This window comes from Rhodococcus sp. P4_B6 (genome assembly GCF_056402215.1).
Map to the genome: position 1 here is coordinate 46,099 of NZ_JBFUHV010000011.1, position 17,203 is coordinate 63,301.

The following is a 17,203-nucleotide window of genomic DNA, read 5'->3' on the forward strand; positions in this document are numbered from 1 at the left end:
ATAGCCCCGTGCAGCGCCCAGGCTGTGCGCGGGCACAGGCAGTTCCGCACCCCCGTCGATCAGGTCACCCGGTACACGCTCGACGCCCCGGTTCCAATCCTCGCAACTACGCCCGGCGCACCCCGCTGACCACCTGTTGAGCGGCCGCTCGGTCATTGTTGCGGAGGCGGTACGCGCGTAACGTCGACGGTGCGGATCGAGAGAGTAATCGGATTGCGGTGAAGAGCTCGAGAAGCAGAGATCCGGCCGAGAATGCGAGAGCATTCCCGGCCGAACCCCTGTCCGGGGCACTCCCGGAACCCATACGTTCGGACCCCGACATCGGTGACGTACCCGCGACCCCTCGATCTGCGCCGGTTGCAGCGGCAGCGCGGCGCTGTGGGGTGGGGCCCGGATACACTCGCCTCTCCACCCGAGTCCCCGACCGGTGCGGCCGGGCAAGGTCCGGCTCTGTGGCGTGTGCCGGACTCGCTCAGGGGATGGCTCCGCCACCGCCCGTCATCTGGTCGAGGATCGCCTGCTGTGCCTGCATTTCCTCCTCCTCGGTGATCTCACCGCGTTCCCGGGCCTCCTCGAGTTCCTCGAGCGCCCGGCGGGCGCGCGCCGGATCGTGCAACTCCTGCTCGACCTGCCGCTGGATCAACTCCGCCAGCGAGATCACCCCCTTGACCGGTTGCAGCGGCAAGGTGACGATGAACGAGAACAGACCCATCCCTTCAGCCCTGCCCCTCCGGCTTCGGGGCGACCACGAAGTCGTACGCCGCCTGCGGTCCGAGCAGGCGCATCTCCACCCGCCCGTCCCAGTCCTGGGCCAGCTCGCCGAGCACCTGTTCGAGCTCGTCCTGACGCTCGACGTCGGCGAGGATCGCCACCTGCACGGCCTCCTCCTCGTGCGTGGGCTCGCGCACGTTCACCGAAGCGGCGAGGTCGTCGAGCGCCTCGACGGCCCTGCGGGTGTCCTGTTCGCGTTTGGCGGCGATTGCGTTGCTCACCAGTTCCCCCAGGGCCATCCGTGCATCGCGACTGGCGTCCTCCGACTTGTCGCGGATCTCCTCGCGCAGCGCCGCCGCCTGCTCGTCCTCGTCGAGGATCTCCCGCAGGATCGCCTGCTCCATGTAACGGCCCTTCACGATGTACTGGGCCTTGCCCTCCAATTGCTCCAGAGCAGTACCGAACTCGTCCGCGTGCGCCGAGAGCAGTTCCTCCTGCACGGCGGCGGCGTCGCTGAGCACCGCACCGAACCGCAGCGGCAGCACCGGCGCCACCCCGGCCACCCCATCCAGCAGGTCCGCATGCGCCCGCAGGTCCCCGGGTGCGCCGAGCGCCCGGTCCACCGACAGTCCGCTCACCAGGGCGGCAATGTCACCATGCGTGAGCACCTCGACGGTGCTGTCCGCGACCCCGGTCGCATCCTCGGCGACCTCGACGTCGGCCGGGACGATGCCGTAGACATACACACCGGTCGTCTGCTTCGTCTGCTCCGAGGTGGCCATCACCGGTCACCTCGAGTCGATTTGCGCGACACTCGTTCCCGCTCCGGTTCTTCCTCTTCCTCCCCACCCCCGAAAAGGCCGCCGAGCTTGTCCCCGGCCGATTCGAGCGCACCCTTCGTCTTGTGCTTGGCAGCGCCCTCGGTTGCGCCCGAGACGATCTCGGACAGCCCCTTCGGTTCGCTGCCGATCTCGAGCCGGTTCACCGCCTCCGCGAACCGCAGATAGGTGTCCACGCTCGCGACGACGACCCGGGCGTCGATGGTCAGCAGTTCGATGCCGACCAGCGAGACCCGCACGTACGCGTCGATCACGAGGCCCTTGTCGAGGATGGTGTCGATGACGTCGGCGAGACTACTCGAGCTTGGTCCACCTGCCGTGGTCATGCGCGTGCTCCCGTCCGCCGCCGCGGTGTTGCCTTCTGCGCGGCAGTTTTCTTCGCGGGGGCCTTCTTCGCAGGGGTCTTCTTAGCTGCGGCCCTTTTCACGGGAGCCTTCTTCGCGGGGGCCTTCTTCGCAGGGGCCTTCTTAGCTGCAGCCCTTTTCACGGGAGCCTTCTTCGCGGGGGCCTTCTTCGCAGGGGCCTTCTTAGCTGCGGCCCTTTTCGCAGGGGTCTTCGTTGCAGCGGCCTCCTGGGGACGACGCCGGCGCGGCTCGGGACGACGCCGGCGCGGCTTGGGCTCCTCCTCAGGCTCTTCCTCCTCCGTCTCCTCCTCAGCGGTGTCCTCCTCGGGTTCCTCCTCCGTCTCGTCCTCAGCGGTCTCGTCCTCGGGTTCTTCGTCCTCGTACTCGCCGGACTCGTCCTCCGGCTCCTCCTCCGGCTCCTCCTCCGGTTCCTCGTCCTCGTACTCGCCGGACTCGTCCTCCGGCTCCTCCTCCGGTTCTTCGTCCTCGTACTCGCCGGACTCGTCCTCGGGTTCCTCGACCTCGTACTCGCCGGACTCGTCCTCCGGCTCCTCCTCCGGTTCTTCGTCCTCGTACTCGCCGGACTCCTCTTCCGGCTCCTCCTCCGGCTCCTCGTCCTCGTACTCGCCGGACTCCTCTTCCGGCTCCTCCTCCGGTTCTTCCTCCTCGTACTCGCCGGACTCGTCTTGGTCCTGCGGCTCTTCGTCGTCGGCCGGTTCCTCGTTGTTGTCCTCGGACTCCTCGGGTTCAACGACCTTGCCGTCCCGAATTTCCCCGCGCCACCCCTCGATCCGGTCGGGATGGAGAACGGACTGGGTCATGACGTGGCGTCCGAAGTGCTTCAACTCCAAGCGCGCTCGCCGTCCCTGTGCACGCCACAGGTTTCCGGTCCTCTCGAACAAACCCTTCGGGTGGTACTCGAGGATCAGAACGATGCGGGTGAGATCGGGAGTCACCTCGTGGAACGTCACCGCACCGTCGATGTACCCCTTGGCGCCCTTCGAGCGCCACACGATCCGTTCATCCGGGACCTGCTCGATGATCGACGCTTCCCAGGTTCGGTGCGACAGGAAGATCTGCGCCTTCCACTCCAGCTTTTCGTCCGCTTCCTGCTCGACTCGTTCGACCTTCTTCATGAACGACGGAAAGTCGGCGAACTGGGTCCACTGGTTGTACGCCAGCTGGACCGGGACACCGACATCGATCGTTTCGACGATGTTGGTCAACTTGAGCTTCTTGCCCTTACCGCCACCACCGCCACCAGTGACCGCGTCCTTCACATCCGACGCCGTCTCCTTCACCTTGTCGGTCAGCCCGGAGAACAGCGACTTGCCGTCGCCCTTCCCGTCACCGTCACCGTCACCGTTGCCGTTGCCGTTGCCGGTGACCGCGGACAGCAGGCTGCCGCCGCCGCCCTCGGCGTAGTCGGTCAGCCGGCCGGCCGCACCCTGCACCTTGTCGGACACGGTAGAGACCGCCTTGTCGGTCACGGTGCCGAGCAGGCCCTGCGCCGCCTTCTTCAGCGGTGAGACCGATGCGGCTTCACCGGACGCACCGGAGACGTTCTCGCGCAGCTTCTTCGCCGCACTGTCAAGATTCGAGGTCATCGCTGATCACTTCCGGGTACGTCGTACGGGTACGGAATCGGTCGTCGCCTTCGCGCGCGTCCTGCGGGCCCGGGACAGCTCGTCCTCGTCCTCGTCGTCATCCTTCGACCGCGACCGCGACCGCGACCGGGACCGGGTGGGCCGGGAACCACCGCCAGCGGAGGACCGGCGGCGCGGGGTCGGCCGCCTCCGGGCGCGGGGCGTCTGTTCGGAATCGTCGTCACCGGTCTCGTCACCGGTCTCGTCGTCGCCCTCGTCTTCCGCGTACTCCTCGTCCTTATAGTCGTCCTCGGGTTCCTCGTCGCGGGCCCGCTTCGACTTCTCCTCCTTGCCGGCGCCGCCGAGGAGACCCTCACCCGACTGCAGCCGGGTGTTGAGCGAGTCGATGCGCTGGCTGGCCGCGGTCACCGCGGCCGCCTTCGCGGCATTCATCAATTCCTTGCGGACCGTTGCACCGAGCTTGGCGACCTCGGGGGAATCGGCGAGCAGCTTGCGGCCCTCGTTGAGAACACCCAGCGACCCGCCGGGAAACCGTCTGCTGGCCCCGTACCCGGCGAGCATCAGCGCCAGCTTCATCTTGTGCGTGCGGCCCAACATGTACCCGGCACCCACGGCCATGGCCATCTGGCCCTTGCTTGTCATCGCCCAACCCCTTCGTCGAGTGGATGTGGTGGTGCACCTCGGCGCCGACGTCGGTCTGTGAGCGGATCCTGCGCGGTGGGGGGCGCATTCCGCCGACTACCCCGGGGCAGGGCCACTCAATCGGCCGCCCCACGCAACACCGCAGTTCGGCCGCGAAACGGTCCCGACCGGTCGGTGGCTCCTGCGGACGACGACTTTCCACTAAGCACACCGAGGCCACGGAGCTGCCACGCATTCCGGGGCCTGCGGGAATCCGGCGTAGCCAGCCCGGATCCGGGTACCCGCTCACTACGTTGTCCCGGGCCCGCGCACACCGGCCGGGGCAGCCAGCCCCGGCTCCGGTCGCCAACCCCTTCGGCCGCGGGGCGCCCAACGTCGTACGCGCCGAGGCCGAGTGTTCGCCCACCCCGCCCCGGCCGCGTGCGGCCCTCCCGCAAACCCATGAACCACTCCCACACACACCTCTCACACGAGGAACAGGTCGACCTCATCAGGCCTGATGACCTGCGTACCGTGAATAGATGAAGACGAAATCACCTCCGAACGAGCTCGCCCGCCGGTTGGCCGAGCGGGAAGAAGTGGAAGTCGGCATTCTCGAACTCGAGGGCCTGCTGGCGAAGGCCAGACGCCGCCTCGACGAGGTGTCCGCCGAGATCAACTCCCTCCAGCATCGAGCACCACAGAGGTAAGCGACGATCACACCCCTGCTGCGTACTCACAGATTCGACCCATTCCGCCGTTTCACCTGCTGTTTATCGGGGCAATCCTGAAATGTTCACAAGAACGGGTCCCCGAATCGGCGCCCAGCGGTGCTGTAGGGCTGTTCCGCCACCCGTTCGCTGCAAGAGTCGGGGACTCTCAGAACGAGGTGAGCATCATGAAGAAGAAGATCGCGGTACGCACCGCCATCGCGTCGGCAGTCATCGCGCCCGCGATGATCTTCGCGGGCGGTACCGCCGCCGCGGTACCGGCGCTGAGCGCCGGGGCGTCCGGTGAAGTGGTGGTGACGGTACCCGCAGGCGAGAACTGGACCTGCTTCGGATTCGACTCGGGCTTCAACTTCAAGACTGGTGCGTTCGGACCCGGGGTTGCGGGAAAGCTCAGCGGTTTCGCGAAGGGAAACGCGACCGTCTTCTGCTTCGGCGGCACGGCGCCGTTCTTCTTCACCGGCAGCGTGGCGGTGACGTAACCCAGCTCGGTCTGGTCCCCGGGAGGCACGGTCTCTGGCTGGTTCTTCCACGGCCAGGGCCGGCCTACCCGGTGGATCCTTGCGTGTTCGGGTCCGCGGTGAGGTCGTCGGTGTCGGCGAACACCAGGCGCCCGTCGTCGAGGGCGATAGCCCACCGGTGCACCGGCGCCCAGGCGTGCCCACGCTCCTCGGTGTCGGTCAGCTCGGCGTAATCCTCGATGATCCGACCGGTCTGCGCCGACTCGGACGGCCGGCGCACCAGCACCCGCGCGCCCGCGCCGAGTGGACCGGGTTCGGGTCTCGGACTGTGATCCTTCTTCTCGGGCATCGGTCTGAGCCTTCCGCTCGGCTGCGCGTCTGGATCATAAGCACCTCACGGACGAAACCTCATGCGAGGCGCTGCCAGAGGGCCTAGTGATCGACAACGATCCGACCGGGCTCTGGTGCTTGCGCCTCGGTCAACGGCGCTGCCCATTGCCCGCTCGGCGGTTTGCCGGAGCATCCCGCGGCGGCGGGAGGTCGTCGACGGGCACCAGTTCACCGCATTCCCGAGGGACCCACAGGCACCCCATTCAGAAAACTTTCCAGGGCAAATCCTCCGCGGCAATCGAGACTGTCGGTAACACAACAACAAAACCGGTCGATATGTGATCTACATCACCCTCAATGGGTGAAGACAGATCGCCGAAGGACCGTCATGCCTGACACAACCCCACCCTCCCCGCAAGATCCCGAACACCGCGACACCCCTCCGTACGGACCACCCGGCGGAAACATCCCACCGGGTTACCCCCAAAGCGGCCCGCCCGGCTACTACCCACCGGGCTACTACCAACAACCCCCACCCCCGAAGAAACACAGGAAATGGCCCTGGATCCTGATCGGTGTCTTCGTCCTATTCTTCGGCGGCTGCATCGCAATCATCGCCAGCAGCATCGGCGGAAACGACGAACCCACCGTGACATCGGGGAACGGCAGCGGCGGTCAGGCCGCGGACACCGGTCTCACCTTCCAGGGCAAGACCGACGGGGACACCGCCGCCAACGCAGGCGACTCGGTGACCGTCGACAACGTGACCACCACGACCACGCCCCTCGCCGATGAGACCGACCCCTTCAGCTCCGTCCTGTGCACCACGGTCACCATCAACAACGCCGGCGACGATCCCGCCGACTTCGCCGAGTTCGACTGGAAGCTGCAGGACCCGGCCGGCGCCATACGCAACACCTGGATCACCGGGCGACCGAACGTCCTCAGCTACGGCAATGTCGCGCCGGGCGGCACCGCGACCGGAGACGTGTGCTTCGACAACCGCGCCGGCTCCCCACCCGGCCAGTACGTCGTCCTCTACGACCCCTCGTTCGACTTCTCCTCCGACAGGGTCGGCTGGATCAATCAGCGTTAGCAGGACCGGGTTGATCGACCTACCGGCCCATCAGCCCCGGTACGGGATCCGATGTCTGTGCGGCCTGCCGGCTGGACCACCGGCAACCAGACCCTCGGACGGCCACTCACCCTTTCGGCAGTGGAGGGCCCAGGCGGCCGCTTCGCCGCCTGTGGGCCAGCGGATGCGATGAACGTGTGACCAACCGCGTCGCGCCCGTGCCGTCCGACCCGGCGACACCCAACCGCCCTCACGGAACCATCCTCTTTCGAAACCAGGCAAATCCCCATGAGCACGACCCGTCTCGGCGCAGCGGCCGCAGCGATCGGCATCGGAGCAGCAGTGCTGTCCGGTTGCGCGTCCAGCGAGCCCACCACTCGATTGCGGTTCTGCTGTGCCGCAACCCGGCTGGCCACCATAGGCGGCGCGCAGCGCGGCCGCATCGGTGGAGAGAAGACGTCTGCACCCGTCGCGGCAGGTCCTGAAGGGCAACTCTTTTGATGGACGGGATGCCTTCGGACTCTACGTACCAATTAATGGCGCAGTATTCACATTTGGGACAAATACCCCTTTCCGCCTTGGCGGGCCTGGTTCACCAACATCTCCGCGAGCGTGGATGATCGATTTTCCAGTTGGAGCTATTCCCATATTGACTGGACGAGAGATTCAGGGAAGTGCGTCTACAAACATGCCCCTGAACTGGTCATTTGTTCAGTTAACCCCCGGGTCTCGCCGATCCCGGTGGGTGGCTCGATTTTCTCGATTTCGACGGATTTGTGAAACACATTTTCGGTTGCAGCCGATAAAGAGAATAGGTCGGGACAACAATTGGTGAAGAGGTGAGTGTCAATGGGTTCCGCCGGAATCGACTTCAACGTGGCGTTCGGTGCGTTTTTGCACTGGCTCAGCGTCATGTTCGGCCTCAACGGTGGCGTCGGACTCTGATCCGAGGGCGCCGCGATCGACTCCTCGCCGTCGTCGGTGAGGGGTCGATCCTGTGTTCCCGGGCAAGCCTCCGGTGGGTGCCGTCTCACCCGACGTCAGCATCCGGACATCGACAGCACTGAAGGAACATCGTGGCTACTGACACTCTGCCCGCCGACCTCGCCAGCACCGTCCGGTGGATGACGTTGCCGCGCGGAATCCTGGCGGTCCTGTTCGGCGCCGGCGCGCTGGTCTGGCCCGGCATCACCGTGTGGGGCCTGACCGTGGTCTTCGGCGTCTACGCGATCACCGACGGTGTTACCTCCGTCGTCTCGGCGATGCAGTGTCGCCGTGACGGGCCGTGGACGTGGTGGGTTGCCGGTGGCGTGGCCGCCGTCGTGGCCGGCGCGGTGGCCCTGGCCTGGCCTGGCATCACCGCGCTCGTGTTGCTCTACGTGATCGCCTGCTACGCCATCGTTTCCGGGTTGTTCGGAGCTGTCGGCGCGCTCGAGGTCCGCACTCTGACGGGTCGACGGTGGATGCTCGCGGCCTGCCTTCTCGCGGTCCTGTGCGGCGTTTTCCTGGTGCTCGCGCCGGGTGCCGGCATCTTGGGCATAGTGGCGGTGGTCGGCGGATACGCCATCGTGGTCGGCGCGGTGCTGATCGTCGGAGCAGTGCAACTCCACAGCTGAAAGACCCCACCCAGGTTGACTACGCAGCGCGCGGGACCGTCGCCTACTTCGGTCGCAAGGCGCGGTGGTGGGCGGTGACCAGTAGATGGTCGAACCGGGCACGTAGGCCGGCATCGGGTTCGAGCTCGCCGAATCCGATGACGATCTGTTGGGCGCCGTGATCGGCACGACCGGGTTCTACATCGACATCACCGACTCGCACCGCAGCGACATGAAGGACTCGGTCGACGAAACGGTCGCCGCCCCCGAGCAGTCCCGCGCGGTGATCGAGCAGGCCAAGGGCGCGCTGATGCTGGTCTACGGCATTCCCTCCGACCGTGCGTTCGACATCCTCACCTCGCGCTCGCAGGAAACGAACACCCGGCTCCGCACGATCGCCGAATGAATCGTCCTCGGCTTCACCGATCTCGAACCCGACACCGGCCTGCGCACCCGATTCGATCATCTGCTGCTCACCGCCCATCAGCGAGGCCCACGACCTCGGTAGTGGACGGTCCCGCGGGCTGTTGTGGTCAACCCGCGGGACCTGGACCGGCGACCCGACCGGTCGAGCGCCGACCCTGACTCTCCAATTGCCCCGATACCCGCACAGGGAACCCCGCTTTCCGGTCCCCGGGGACCGCCTGCACCGGGAGATGCGGTGGCTGCTGGACGCATAGGGCAGCCAGGTGCCCCATCGACGTGGTGGAGTCATCCCGCGATGCCCCTTCGGCGGGACCCTACGAGGCGTCAGATCGGTGTTCGATCACGTTCAGGGCGACCTCGTTGATCGGGGTGTTGGTGTGTTGGACCGGCGAATGAGGATCGCGAACGCCTCGTCGGCGCCGATCGAAAACCGGTGCATCTATGGGAAGTTATAGGATCGATGGCGAAGAACGCTACTTGTGGCGGGCGGTCGACCAGCACGGCAATGTGCTCGACATGCTGGTGCAGTCCCGCCGCAATRCCAAGGCGGCCACGCGTTGCCACTCAAGTTCATGGCGGAATAGCGCCCCGGCCACAGATCGCAAGGGGTCTCTTGCAGTATGCGACGAGGCGTTTCGCATCGCCCCATCGCTGTCATCACTCGCCAGCGACTGCGACGGACCCTAAGTGGGTGAATTCGGCGACGATCTGCTTGCCGGGTTCGACGAAGACGGCGTCGGTCATGCCGCCGGTCAGCACGATCCAGCCGGCTTCGAGTGCGAGCCCGCGCTCGGCCAGGGCGTTCGCGGCGAGCGCGAGAGCTTCGGCCGGATGGCCCTGCACTGCGGCGCCCGTCGCCGAGTCCACGACCGTGCCGTCCACTGACAGCACGCAGGCCTCGAGTGCGAGGTCGAGGTCGCGCGGGTCCCGTTCGACGCCACCGATCACGAAGCGGGACGATGACGCGTTGTCGGCGAGAACATCGGGCAGGGTGAACTTGAAGTCGATGAAGCGACTGTCGATCACCTCGATGCCCGCGTAGACGGAACGGACGGCCGCCATCGCGGTGGCGGCGGTGACCCCGGGACCTTCGAGACGTTCGCCGAGTACGAAGACGATCTCGGGTTCCACCCGCGGATGAATCAGCTCGCCGGTAGGGATCGGGGCGCCGGCCTCGAGCACCATGCCGTCGGTCAGCCACGCGGTGAGAGGCGATGTGATGCCCATCCGCTGCTGCTTCGCACGGGAGGTGAGCCCCAGTTTCACGCCGATGATCTTCTCGCCCTGTGTCACCTTGCGGGCGATCAGCGCGGCCTGCACCTGGTAGGCGGTGTCCACGTCGAGTTCGGGCCAGTCTTCGGTGATGGGGTGGCGGTCGGTTCTGGTCTCCTCGGCGCGGAGGAGGACCTCGGCGGCGGTGTCGACGTTCCACGCGGTGGTGTCGGTGCTCATACGGTGAATGCTTCCTTCTGGTTGGCGCGTTGTCCGGCGAGTTCGATCGCGACGTCGATGATCATGTCTTCCTGCCCGCCGGCGTAGCCGGCTTCGCCGACGCGGGCGAGGATCTCGTGGGCGGGGACGCCGTAACGTCCCGCGGCTCGTTCGGCGTGGAAGAGGAACGAGTTGCACACCCCGCACTTGCCCTGAATGATCGAATTCCGATCCGCCACGGGCAGTCTGGGGATGAACGGCTTCGTCACTTCCGCGGCGACGCGAGGACGGCGTCGGTGTCCACCCTGGTTGCGACACCGAGGCGTTCGAACGCGACGACGAGGATCTCCGTGGGCGAGTGTCCTGCGACTGCACCCAGAGCGCACGAGGTGCCATCGATCTGCCGGGCGCCCGCCTTCACCCCGGCGATGGAGTTCGCGACACCGAGCGACAGATTTGGTGCGCGTGCACCCCGACCTGCGCGTCGGAGTGAGTTCGGCCACGAGGACGGCGACGCGGTCGGCCACTCCGTCGGGCAGCAACGCGCCGGCGGAGTCCACGACGTAGACGCACTGGCATCGTCCATGATCCGGGCCTGTCTCACGAGGTTCGCCGACTCGGTGGTGTGTTGGAGTTTGACGAGGAGGTCGGTGCCGATGTTGCCCGGACCGGCGATCGCTGCTGTAGCCACTACTTCTCCTTCGATTCCGCGAAATCGGCGGTCACACTGCCGAGTCCGGCGAACGTTGCGGTCACGGAGTCACCGCCGGCGACGGGGACGGCCGCGGTCACCGATCCCCGCATGATCACCGACCCGGCCTCCAGGGTGATGCCGAGCGGGCCGACGGTGTTCGCCAGCCACACCAGGGCGCTGAGCGGAGACCCGAGCGCTGCGCCGCCGGCGCCCGTGCCCACCACCCTGTCCGCCCTGGTGGACAACGCAACCCATGGTGCGCAGGGACAACCCCGACTGCGTGAGCTGCGACAGCCTCACCGGCGTCGACCCGAGGACGACACCACCGGACGACGCATTGTCGGCGATGGTGTCGGCGAGCGTGATCTTCCAGTCCCGGATCCGCGAATCGATGATCTCGAGCGTCGGGAGTGCGTAGTCCACCGCGGACAGGGCATCCGCGGCGGTGACTCCGGGACCGGTCAGCGGCTTCTTCAACACGAACGCGATCTCGGGTTCCACCTTGGGGCTGATGAAGCGGTCCACCGGAATCGGCAGCGATTCCAGATAGAACATGTCGTCGGTCAGGTGGCCGTAGTCCGGCTGGTCGACACCGAGCTGACGCTGCATCACCGCCGACGTAAGTCCCACCTTGTGCCCCCGGATCCGGCGACCCTCGCCGACCCAGTGGCGCACCTGATGCAGCTGTACCGCATACGCCTCGTCGAGCGTCATGTCGGGGTGAATGTCGGTGAGCGATCGGCTCACGGTGGTCATGTGCGGTGAGCAGGGACTTTGCGATCAGTGCCGAATCGAGCTGTGTCATGAGTTCGAATACCTTCGTGTGGCTGGATCGGATTGCGGAGTCGACCACGTGTTGAGTTGTACCGCGGCCGCCGGTGCCACGATCGTCGCCGGACTGAAGGACGAGGACTACGGCTCGCGCGGATTCACCTGCCGCGACCCCGAGGGCGTGTTCTGGAGTTTCGGCACCTACGCCGGCGCCTAGATCCGCCCGATCACACGCCGTGCCCGGCCGGGACCTCCTCGCCGGGCTTCGGCGGAGGCGGCGGGGTGCCGTCCCCGAACGKCCTGCCGCCCAACCCTTCACGGCCGTGCGGCGTGAGCCAGCCGGACAGGTCGGGGCCCTTCGGCACGATCTGCGTGGGATTGATGTCGGTGTGCACGATGTAGTAGTGCTGCTTGATCTGGGTGAAGTCGATGGTGTCGCCGAACCCGGGCGTCTGGAAGAGGTCGCGCGCATAGCTCCACAGGACGGGCATCTCGTCGAGTTTGTTCCGGTTGCACTTGAAGTGCCCGTGATAGACCGCGTCGAACCGTGCCAGGGTGGTGAACAGCCGCACGTCGGCCTCGGTGATGGTGTCCCCGACGAGGTACCGGCGGTCGGTCAGCCGCTCCTCGAGCCAGTCGAGGCGGGCGAACAGGCGGTCGTAGGCGGACTCGTACGCCTCCTGGGATCCGGCGAATCCGCACCGGTACACACCGTTGTTCACGTCGCGGAACACGAGGTCGGCGACCTCGTCGATCTCGTCGCGCAGCGGCCCGGGGTAGAGGTCGGGCGCGCCGTCGCGGTGGTACCGCGTCCATTCCGACGACAGGTCCAGGGTGATCCGGGGGTAGTCGTTGGTGACCACCTGCCCGGTGGGGACGTCGACGATCGCCGGTACGGTGATGCCCCGCGGGTAGTCGGGGAAGCGCGCGAAGTACGCGTCCTGCAAGCGCGGGATCTTCAGCACGGGGTCGAGTCCGCCCGGGTCGAGATCGAAGGTCCAGCTGCGCTTGTCGTGGGTGGGGCCGCACAGCCCCATCGACAACACGTCTTCGAGCCCGAGCAGCCGCCGGACGATGATGGCGCGGTTGGCCCACGGGCAGGCGCGGGCGGCCACGAGTCGGTAGCGGCCGGGCTCGACGGGATAGCCGTCGCGGCCGTCGGCCGTGATGCGGGTGGGGATGTAGTGCGTGTCGCGCGTGAACTCGGCGCCGGATTCGACGTACGCGCCTTCCGTGCCGTGCGGTTCTGACGTTCGGTCTGTCATGGTCGACTCGTTCCCCGTCTTTCGATGTCGTCTCAAAGCGTACTTCGCGAGATCGTGACCTCGGCGTACGTTCCCAGCTCCCGGTACCCGGCGCGGGCGGCGAGCGCGCGCGAGGCCGGATTGCCGCGGGGCGAACGGCATTGGGCGATCAGGCCGGCGTCGAGTGCGTCGTCGGTGGCGATCCCKGCGACCGTGGCGCCCAGTCCCCGGCGCCGGAACTCCGGTGCCGTGAGCACCCCGACATCGGCGAGGAATCCCTGGAACTCGGTGTAACCGGCACACCCGACCGGTTGCTGCGCGTCGTCGAGGATCGTGAACCACCGCTCGCGGTCTGCCACCCGGGCCTCGGCGACGTCATCCGGGGGACATGCCGCCTCGACCTGCCGGACGTGGTCGCGTTCGTGGGAGACGAGGGGTGGCGGGCCGGTCACCGGATCCTGGTAGTCGGTGCCGTACGCGAGCGCCACCGGGCCGGCGCACCGTCCGGACCGATCCTGGGTGAGGGCGAGCAGCGTCGCGGATTCCGTCAGTTCCTCCGCCGTGTGCCCGTCGGCGCGCTCGATCGCCCACCGCGGTCCGACGAGCGCGGACGTCTCGCCGAGGCGCAGGAATCGGATCGTGTCGGTGTCGTCGTCCACCCGGACGGCGCGGTCGTCGGCGTCCGGCCGGGCGGCCAGTGCGTCGTCGGGCAATCCCAGTTCGCGTGACCAGGCGAGTCGAATGATGTCGAGGTGATGGGAGTCCACGGGGCCCACGGTAGCCGCTTGTTCGCGCCGACCCCGGACGGTATATTCCACGTGGAGTATTCGACTCGGAGTAGTGGAAAGGTGGTGACCGTGGCACTCACGCCGCTCGGCGTCACCATCCTCGGCCTGCTGTGTGAGCGCACGATGCACCCGTACGAGATGTATCAACTCGCCGACGCCCGCCGTGGACGCGTGGTGAAGATCCGGCCGGGGTCGCTCTACCACACCGTGAGCAGGCTCGAAGGTGAAGGACTGGTGCGCACCACCGGCACCGACCGGGCGGGAAACCGGCCCGAACGCACCATGTACGAGGTCACCGACGCGGGCCGGGAAGCGCTCGTCCACCGGGTGAGCGACATGCTCGCCACCCCGGTGCCCGAGTACCCGCAGTTCCCGCTCGCACTGGCCGAGGCGCACAACGTCGACGCGCACACCGTGGTGGAACTGCTCCGGGAACGGCTCGATCACCTCACCCGCGAGATCGACGAACTCGACACCGCCGCCGCGCTCGCCTGCTCCACCGAGATCCCCAGGATCTTCCTCCTCGGCAACGAATTCCTCGTCACCGTCGCCCGCGCGGAGCACGAATGGCTCCGCGCCCTGGTGGCCGACATCGACTCCGGCGCCCTGCCGTGGCTCTCGCCGGAACTCGTCGAACGACTGACACACTCACGCCGGATCCCGTCCGGTTCAGCAAAGGATTGATGATGGACACCGAGCGCACCGCACCACCCGAGCACCGAAATCCCTGGCCCGCGCTGTGGGCCCTCGTCATCGGCTTCTTCATGATCCTCGTCGACAGCACCATCGTGGCGGTGGCGAATCCGGCGATCATGAACGACCTGCACACCGACATCAACAAGGTCGTCTGGGTCACCAGCGCCTACCTGCTGGCGTACGCGGTGCCGCTGCTGGTCACCGGGCGGCTCGGTGACCGCTTCGGTCCCAAGAACATCTACCTGATCGGGCTCGTCCTGTTCACCGGGGCGTCGCTGTGGTGCGGCCTGTCCGGCACCATCAGCATGCTCATCGTCGCCCGGGTCTTCCAGGGACTCGGCGCCGCACTGATGACGCCGCAGACGATGGCCGTCATCACCCGCACGTTCCCGCCGGACCGCCGCGGCACCGCGATGGGTCTGTGGGGCGCCGTCGCCGGTGTCGCCACCCTGGTGGGACCGCTCGCCGGCGGCGTGCTCGTGGACAACCTCGGCTGGCAGTGGATCTTCATCGTCAACGTCCCCGTCGGCGTGATCGCATTCGTGCTCGCCTGGCGACTCGTGCCTTCTCTCCAGACCCACGCGCACAAGTTCGACATCCCCGGGGTCGTCCTCAGCGCGCTCGGCATGTTCTTCCTCGTGTTCGGAATCCAGGAAGGCAGTTCCTACGACTGGTCGGCGACCGTGCTTGCCTCGATCGGCGCAGGCCTCGTCCTGCTCGGCGTCTTCGTCTGGTACCAGTCCTGGAACAAGAACGAGCCGCTGCTGCCGCTGGGCTTGTTCACGGACCGCAACTTCTCGCTCGCCAACGTGGCGATCACCTCGATGGGATTCGCGATCACCGCGATGGTCCTGCCGCTGATGTTCTACACGCAGGCGGTGCGCGGTCTGTCGCCCACCCGGTCGGCCCTGCTGCTCGTGCCCATGGCCGTCCTCACCGGTGTGTTCGCCCCGTTCATCGGCAAACTCGTCGACCGCACCCACCCGCGGTACATCGCGGGCGCCGGGTTCCTGCTGTTCTCGATCGCGCTCGGCTGGCTGTCCATGGTGATGTCGCCCGACGTGGCGATCTGGGAACTGCTGCTGCCGATCGGGCTGATCGGTCTGGCCAACGCGTGTATCTGGTCGCCGCTTGCGGCCACGGCCACCCACAACCTTCCGCCCCATCAGGCGGGCGCCGGGGCCGGCGTCTACAACACGACCCGCCAGGTCGGCGCGGTCCTCGGCAGCGCCGCGATCGGCGCGCTCATCACGGCCCGCCTGTCCGCGCAGGGGCTGAACGCCGACAGCCAGGAGGCCGGAGTCGGGGAGATGCCCGAGTTCGTGAAGGAACCGTTCGCCACGGCGATGTCGCAGTCGATCTGGCTGCCCGCCGCCGTCCTGCTGGTCGGTTTCGTCGCCTCCGTCTGTTTCGCCCGACCGTTGCGGGAGAAGAAGCCCGGGGTCAGTGCGGACGACGCAGCCAGTCGGGAAACATCACTGCGGGGTTGAGGTAGTCGTCGGGGTCGAACGCCCGCTTGATCGTCCACATCGCGCCGATGTCCTCGCGGCTGAGCGCGAGGTCCAGGTAGTTGCGTTTGTGTGCGCCGACGCCGTGTTCGGAGGCGATGTTGCCGCCGTGGTCGCGGATCAGTTCCGTCACCGGCCGGTACAGCACGGACTCGTCGGGGCAGCGCAGCACGTTGAGGTGGACGTTTCCGTCGGCGACGTGCCCGAACAGTATCGGGACCGCGTCGGGTGCCCGGCTCGCCACCAGCGCGACGGCGTCGGCGACGAACGCGGCGAGTGCGTCCAGCGGGAGGGCGGCGTCGAATTTCAGCGGTGGCCCGAACAGCCCGACCACGTCCGCGAACGCGTCGCGCGCCGCCCACACCCGGGCGCGGCCTGCGGGATCGATCCCGACGGCGGGTTCGTCGTCGGGATCGCACCGTTCCAGCGCGTCGGCGAGTTCGCCGGTGAGGTCGCGGTGGCCGGCCAGTTCCACCAGGAGATACCACGGCAGTCCCGTGGGAACCGCGAAACCGAGCCGCGCCGAGGCCAGGTCGAGCCCGCGGCCGTCGAGCATCTCCACGGCGTCGACGCCCCCCAGCCGCCGGACGACGTGCGCCGCGTCGATCAGCCCGGACAGGTGCGCGAACCCGGCGAGGGCGGTTACACGGAATTCCGGAACCGGGTGCAGCGCCAGATCGACGGCCGTGACCACACCGAGGGTGCCCTCGCTGCCCACCCACAGCGCGGGCAGGTCGTATCCGCAGTTCTCGGCGCCCACCCGCATGCTGCGCCGCACGATCGCCCCGTCGGGGAGCACGACTTCCAGGCCCAGCACCTGCGCGGACATGTGGCCGTACCGCACGGTGTGCAGCCCGCCGGCGTTGGTCGACACCATGCCGCCGATCGTCGCGGAGTCGCGGGAGGCGAGGTCGACGCCGAACAACAGTCCGGCGTCGGACGCGACACGGCGTACCGCCGCGAGGGTAACCCCGGCGCCGACGGTGACGCGCAGATTCTCGCGGTCGACGGCGCCCACCGCGGTCAGCCGTTCCGTCGACAGCAGCACGTCGTCGTGCTCGGGAACCGTGCCCGCCTCGAGTCCGGTGCGGCCGCCCTGCACCGTGACCTTCATACCGGCCCGGCGGCAGATGCCCAGCACGGCCGAGACTTCCGCGGCGTCCGCGGGCCGGACCAATGCGCTCGCCTGCCCGCTGTAGCGCCCCGTGTGGTCGGTCGCGCGGGCGGCGAGCACGTCCGCGTCCACGGTCACGAATCGTTCCCCGACGACCTCGGCCAGCGCCGCACGCAGCGAGTCCACACCCTGATCGTAGGCGGAACAGGTGTGGCAGTCT

Annotated in this window: 19 protein-coding genes and 4 pseudogenes; 10 read left to right on the plus strand and 13 right to left on the minus strand. The window is 67.4% G+C overall.

Translation table 11 applies throughout. From position 1 onward, the window contains the following. Positions 1-472: 472 nt before the first annotated feature. Genes AC1DWT_RS07680 through AC1DWT_RS07700 form a run of 5 tightly spaced genes read right to left on the minus strand, consistent with a single transcriptional unit; the run spans position 473 to position 4,143 of the window. A complete protein-coding gene (locus tag AC1DWT_RS07680) occupies positions 473-712 on the minus strand; it encodes a gas vesicle protein GvpG (protein WP_074933626.1) in 240 nt (79 codons plus the stop codon). A 4-nt stretch (positions 713-716) separates the two neighbouring features. After that, positions 717-1,493: a GvpL/GvpF family gas vesicle protein gene (locus tag AC1DWT_RS07685; RefSeq protein ID WP_477920129.1), complete on the minus strand. Its 777-nt coding sequence runs from the start codon at positions 1,491-1,493 to the stop codon at positions 717-719. Next, positions 1,493-1,876 (minus strand): gas vesicle protein GvpJ, encoded by a 384-nt coding sequence (gene gvpJ, locus AC1DWT_RS07690; RefSeq protein WP_072951758.1) that lies wholly within the window; start codon positions 1,874-1,876, stop codon positions 1,493-1,495. Before gvpJ ends, AC1DWT_RS07685 begins: the two co-directional genes overlap by 1 nt. Continuing rightward, the gene (locus tag AC1DWT_RS07695) at positions 1,873-3,501 is read right to left on the minus strand and encodes an SRPBCC family protein (RefSeq protein ID WP_477920130.1); all 1,629 of its coding nucleotides are present in this window, start codon (positions 3,499-3,501) and stop codon (positions 1,873-1,875) included. The genes gvpJ and AC1DWT_RS07695 overlap by 4 nt, the downstream gene beginning before the upstream one ends. Positions 3,502-3,507: 6 nt before the next feature. Next, positions 3,508-4,143 carry a hypothetical protein gene (locus AC1DWT_RS07700; RefSeq protein WP_477920131.1) on the minus strand — a complete coding sequence of 212 codons (636 nt, stop codon included), beginning with the start codon at positions 4,141-4,143 and terminating at the stop codon, positions 3,508-3,510. A gap of 521 nt (positions 4,144-4,664) precedes the next feature. Here AC1DWT_RS07700 and AC1DWT_RS07705 point away from each other — a divergent pair. Beyond that, on the plus strand, positions 4,665-4,832 hold the full coding sequence (locus AC1DWT_RS07705) for a hypothetical protein (RefSeq protein WP_477920132.1): 168 nt from the start codon (positions 4,665-4,667) through the stop codon (positions 4,830-4,832). 188 nt (positions 4,833-5,020) lie between these two features. After that, positions 5,021-5,332: a hypothetical protein gene (locus AC1DWT_RS07710; RefSeq protein ID WP_276144486.1), complete on the plus strand. Its 312-nt coding sequence runs from the start codon at positions 5,021-5,023 to the stop codon at positions 5,330-5,332. Between the two features lie 64 nt (positions 5,333-5,396). Here the strand turns inward: AC1DWT_RS07710 and AC1DWT_RS07715 are convergent, their stop codons facing one another. Beyond that, complete coding sequence (locus AC1DWT_RS07715) at positions 5,397-5,660, minus strand: hypothetical protein (RefSeq protein WP_477920133.1); 264 nt, start codon at positions 5,658-5,660, stop codon at positions 5,397-5,399. A gap of 369 nt (positions 5,661-6,029) precedes the next feature. Here AC1DWT_RS07715 and AC1DWT_RS07720 point away from each other — a divergent pair, with 369 nt between their 5' ends. The 5 genes and pseudogenes from AC1DWT_RS07720 to AC1DWT_RS07740 all read left to right on the plus strand — a co-directional run. Next, positions 6,030-6,737, plus strand: a complete 708-nt coding sequence (locus AC1DWT_RS07720) for a DUF4352 domain-containing protein (protein WP_477920134.1) — start codon at positions 6,030-6,032, stop codon at positions 6,735-6,737. 267 nt (positions 6,738-7,004) lie between these two features. After that, entirely contained in the window at positions 7,005-7,217 is a 213-nt protein-coding gene (locus AC1DWT_RS07725) for a hypothetical protein (protein WP_477920135.1), read from the plus strand. 575 nt (positions 7,218-7,792) lie between these two features. After that, entirely contained in the window at positions 7,793-8,332 is a 540-nt protein-coding gene (locus AC1DWT_RS07730; protein WP_477920136.1) for an HdeD family acid-resistance protein, read from the plus strand. Positions 8,333-8,474: 142 nt separating this feature from the next. Then, a pseudogene (locus tag AC1DWT_RS07735) lies at positions 8,475-8,819 on the plus strand (ANTAR domain-containing protein); the annotation flags it as partial. Positions 8,820-9,190: 371 nt separating this feature from the next. Then, a pseudogene (locus AC1DWT_RS07740) lies at positions 9,191-9,295 on the plus strand (DDE-type integrase/transposase/recombinase); the annotation flags it as partial. Between the two features lie 99 nt (positions 9,296-9,394). On the opposite strand, the gene AC1DWT_RS07745 reads toward AC1DWT_RS07740, so the two are convergent. From AC1DWT_RS07745 to AC1DWT_RS07760, 4 genes and pseudogenes are all read right to left on the minus strand, one after another. Beyond that, complete coding sequence (locus AC1DWT_RS07745) at positions 9,395-10,189, minus strand: 2-keto-4-pentenoate hydratase (protein ID WP_477920137.1); 795 nt, start codon at positions 10,187-10,189, stop codon at positions 9,395-9,397. Continuing rightward, positions 10,186-10,437: a hypothetical protein gene (locus AC1DWT_RS07750; RefSeq protein ID WP_477920139.1), complete on the minus strand. Its 252-nt coding sequence runs from the start codon at positions 10,435-10,437 to the stop codon at positions 10,186-10,188. Before AC1DWT_RS07750 ends, AC1DWT_RS07745 begins: the two co-directional genes overlap by 4 nt. Then, complete coding sequence (locus AC1DWT_RS07755; RefSeq protein ID WP_477920140.1) at positions 10,434-10,859, minus strand: hypothetical protein; 426 nt, start codon at positions 10,857-10,859, stop codon at positions 10,434-10,436. The genes AC1DWT_RS07750 and AC1DWT_RS07755 overlap by 4 nt, the downstream gene beginning before the upstream one ends. After that, positions 10,859-11,618, minus strand: a pseudogene (locus tag AC1DWT_RS07760) (2-keto-4-pentenoate hydratase). Before AC1DWT_RS07760 ends, AC1DWT_RS07755 begins: the two are co-directional and overlap by 1 nt. A 115-nt stretch (positions 11,619-11,733) precedes the next feature. Here AC1DWT_RS07760 and AC1DWT_RS07765 point away from each other — a divergent pair. After that, a pseudogene (locus AC1DWT_RS07765) lies at positions 11,734-11,850 on the plus strand (VOC family protein); the annotation flags it as partial. A gap of 10 nt (positions 11,851-11,860) precedes the next feature. Here the strand turns inward: AC1DWT_RS07765 and AC1DWT_RS07770 are convergent. Beyond that, entirely contained in the window at positions 11,861-12,898 is a 1,038-nt protein-coding gene (locus tag AC1DWT_RS07770) for a glutathione S-transferase family protein (protein WP_477920141.1), read from the minus strand. A gap of 32 nt (positions 12,899-12,930) precedes the next feature. Continuing rightward, positions 12,931-13,653, minus strand: coding sequence for a GNAT family N-acetyltransferase (locus AC1DWT_RS07775; protein WP_072948332.1), 723 nt, complete (start codon positions 13,651-13,653; stop codon positions 12,931-12,933). A 72-nt stretch (positions 13,654-13,725) separates the two neighbouring features. On the opposite strand from AC1DWT_RS07775, the gene AC1DWT_RS07780 reads away from it, so the two are divergent. Together AC1DWT_RS07780 and AC1DWT_RS07785 are read left to right on the plus strand one after the other, a co-directional pair. Then, positions 13,726-14,349 carry a PadR family transcriptional regulator gene (locus tag AC1DWT_RS07780; protein ID WP_477920142.1) on the plus strand — a complete coding sequence of 208 codons (624 nt, stop codon included), beginning with the start codon at positions 13,726-13,728 and terminating at the stop codon, positions 14,347-14,349. 2 nt (positions 14,350-14,351) lie between these two features. Continuing rightward, a complete protein-coding gene (locus AC1DWT_RS07785) occupies positions 14,352-15,851 on the plus strand; it encodes an MFS transporter (RefSeq protein ID WP_206016239.1) in 1,500 nt (499 codons plus the stop codon). Here AC1DWT_RS07785 and AC1DWT_RS07790 read toward each other — a convergent pair. After that, complete coding sequence (locus tag AC1DWT_RS07790) at positions 15,805-17,169, minus strand: FAD-binding oxidoreductase (RefSeq protein WP_477920143.1); 1,365 nt, start codon at positions 17,167-17,169, stop codon at positions 15,805-15,807. The two genes, AC1DWT_RS07785 and AC1DWT_RS07790, sit on opposite strands and share 47 nt — an antisense overlap. Between the last annotated feature and the right edge of the window lie 34 nt (positions 17,170-17,203).

Coding starts and splice junctions, on each gene's coding strand:
- AC1DWT_RS07785 (WP_206016239.1), top strand. CDS start 14,352: ATGGACACCGAGCGCACCGCACCACCCGAGCACCGAAATCCCTGGCCC.
- AC1DWT_RS07715 (WP_477920133.1), bottom strand. CDS start 5,660: ATGCCCGAGAAGAAGGATCACAGTCCGAGACCCGAACCCGGTCCACTC.
- AC1DWT_RS07705 (WP_477920132.1), top strand. CDS start 4,665: ATGAAGACGAAATCACCTCCGAACGAGCTCGCCCGCCGGTTGGCCGAG.
- AC1DWT_RS07685 (WP_477920129.1), bottom strand. CDS start 1,493: ATGGCCACCTCGGAGCAGACGAAGCAGACGACCGGTGTGTATGTCTAC.
- AC1DWT_RS07695 (WP_477920130.1), bottom strand. CDS start 3,501: ATGACCTCGAATCTTGACAGTGCGGCGAAGAAGCTGCGCGAGAACGTC.
- AC1DWT_RS07680 (WP_074933626.1), bottom strand. CDS start 712: ATGGGTCTGTTCTCGTTCATCGTCACCTTGCCGCTGCAACCGGTCAAG.
- AC1DWT_RS07725 (WP_477920135.1), top strand. CDS start 7,005: ATGAGCACGACCCGTCTCGGCGCAGCGGCCGCAGCGATCGGCATCGGA.
- AC1DWT_RS07720 (WP_477920134.1), top strand. CDS start 6,030: ATGCCTGACACAACCCCACCCTCCCCGCAAGATCCCGAACACCGCGAC.
- AC1DWT_RS07710 (WP_276144486.1), top strand. CDS start 5,021: ATGAAGAAGAAGATCGCGGTACGCACCGCCATCGCGTCGGCAGTCATC.
- gvpJ (WP_072951758.1), bottom strand. CDS start 1,876: ATGACCACGGCAGGTGGACCAAGCTCGAGTAGTCTCGCCGACGTCATC.
- AC1DWT_RS07700 (WP_477920131.1), bottom strand. CDS start 4,143: ATGACAAGCAAGGGCCAGATGGCCATGGCCGTGGGTGCCGGGTACATG.
- AC1DWT_RS07745 (WP_477920137.1), bottom strand. CDS start 10,189: ATGAGCACCGACACCACCGCGTGGAACGTCGACACCGCCGCCGAGGTC.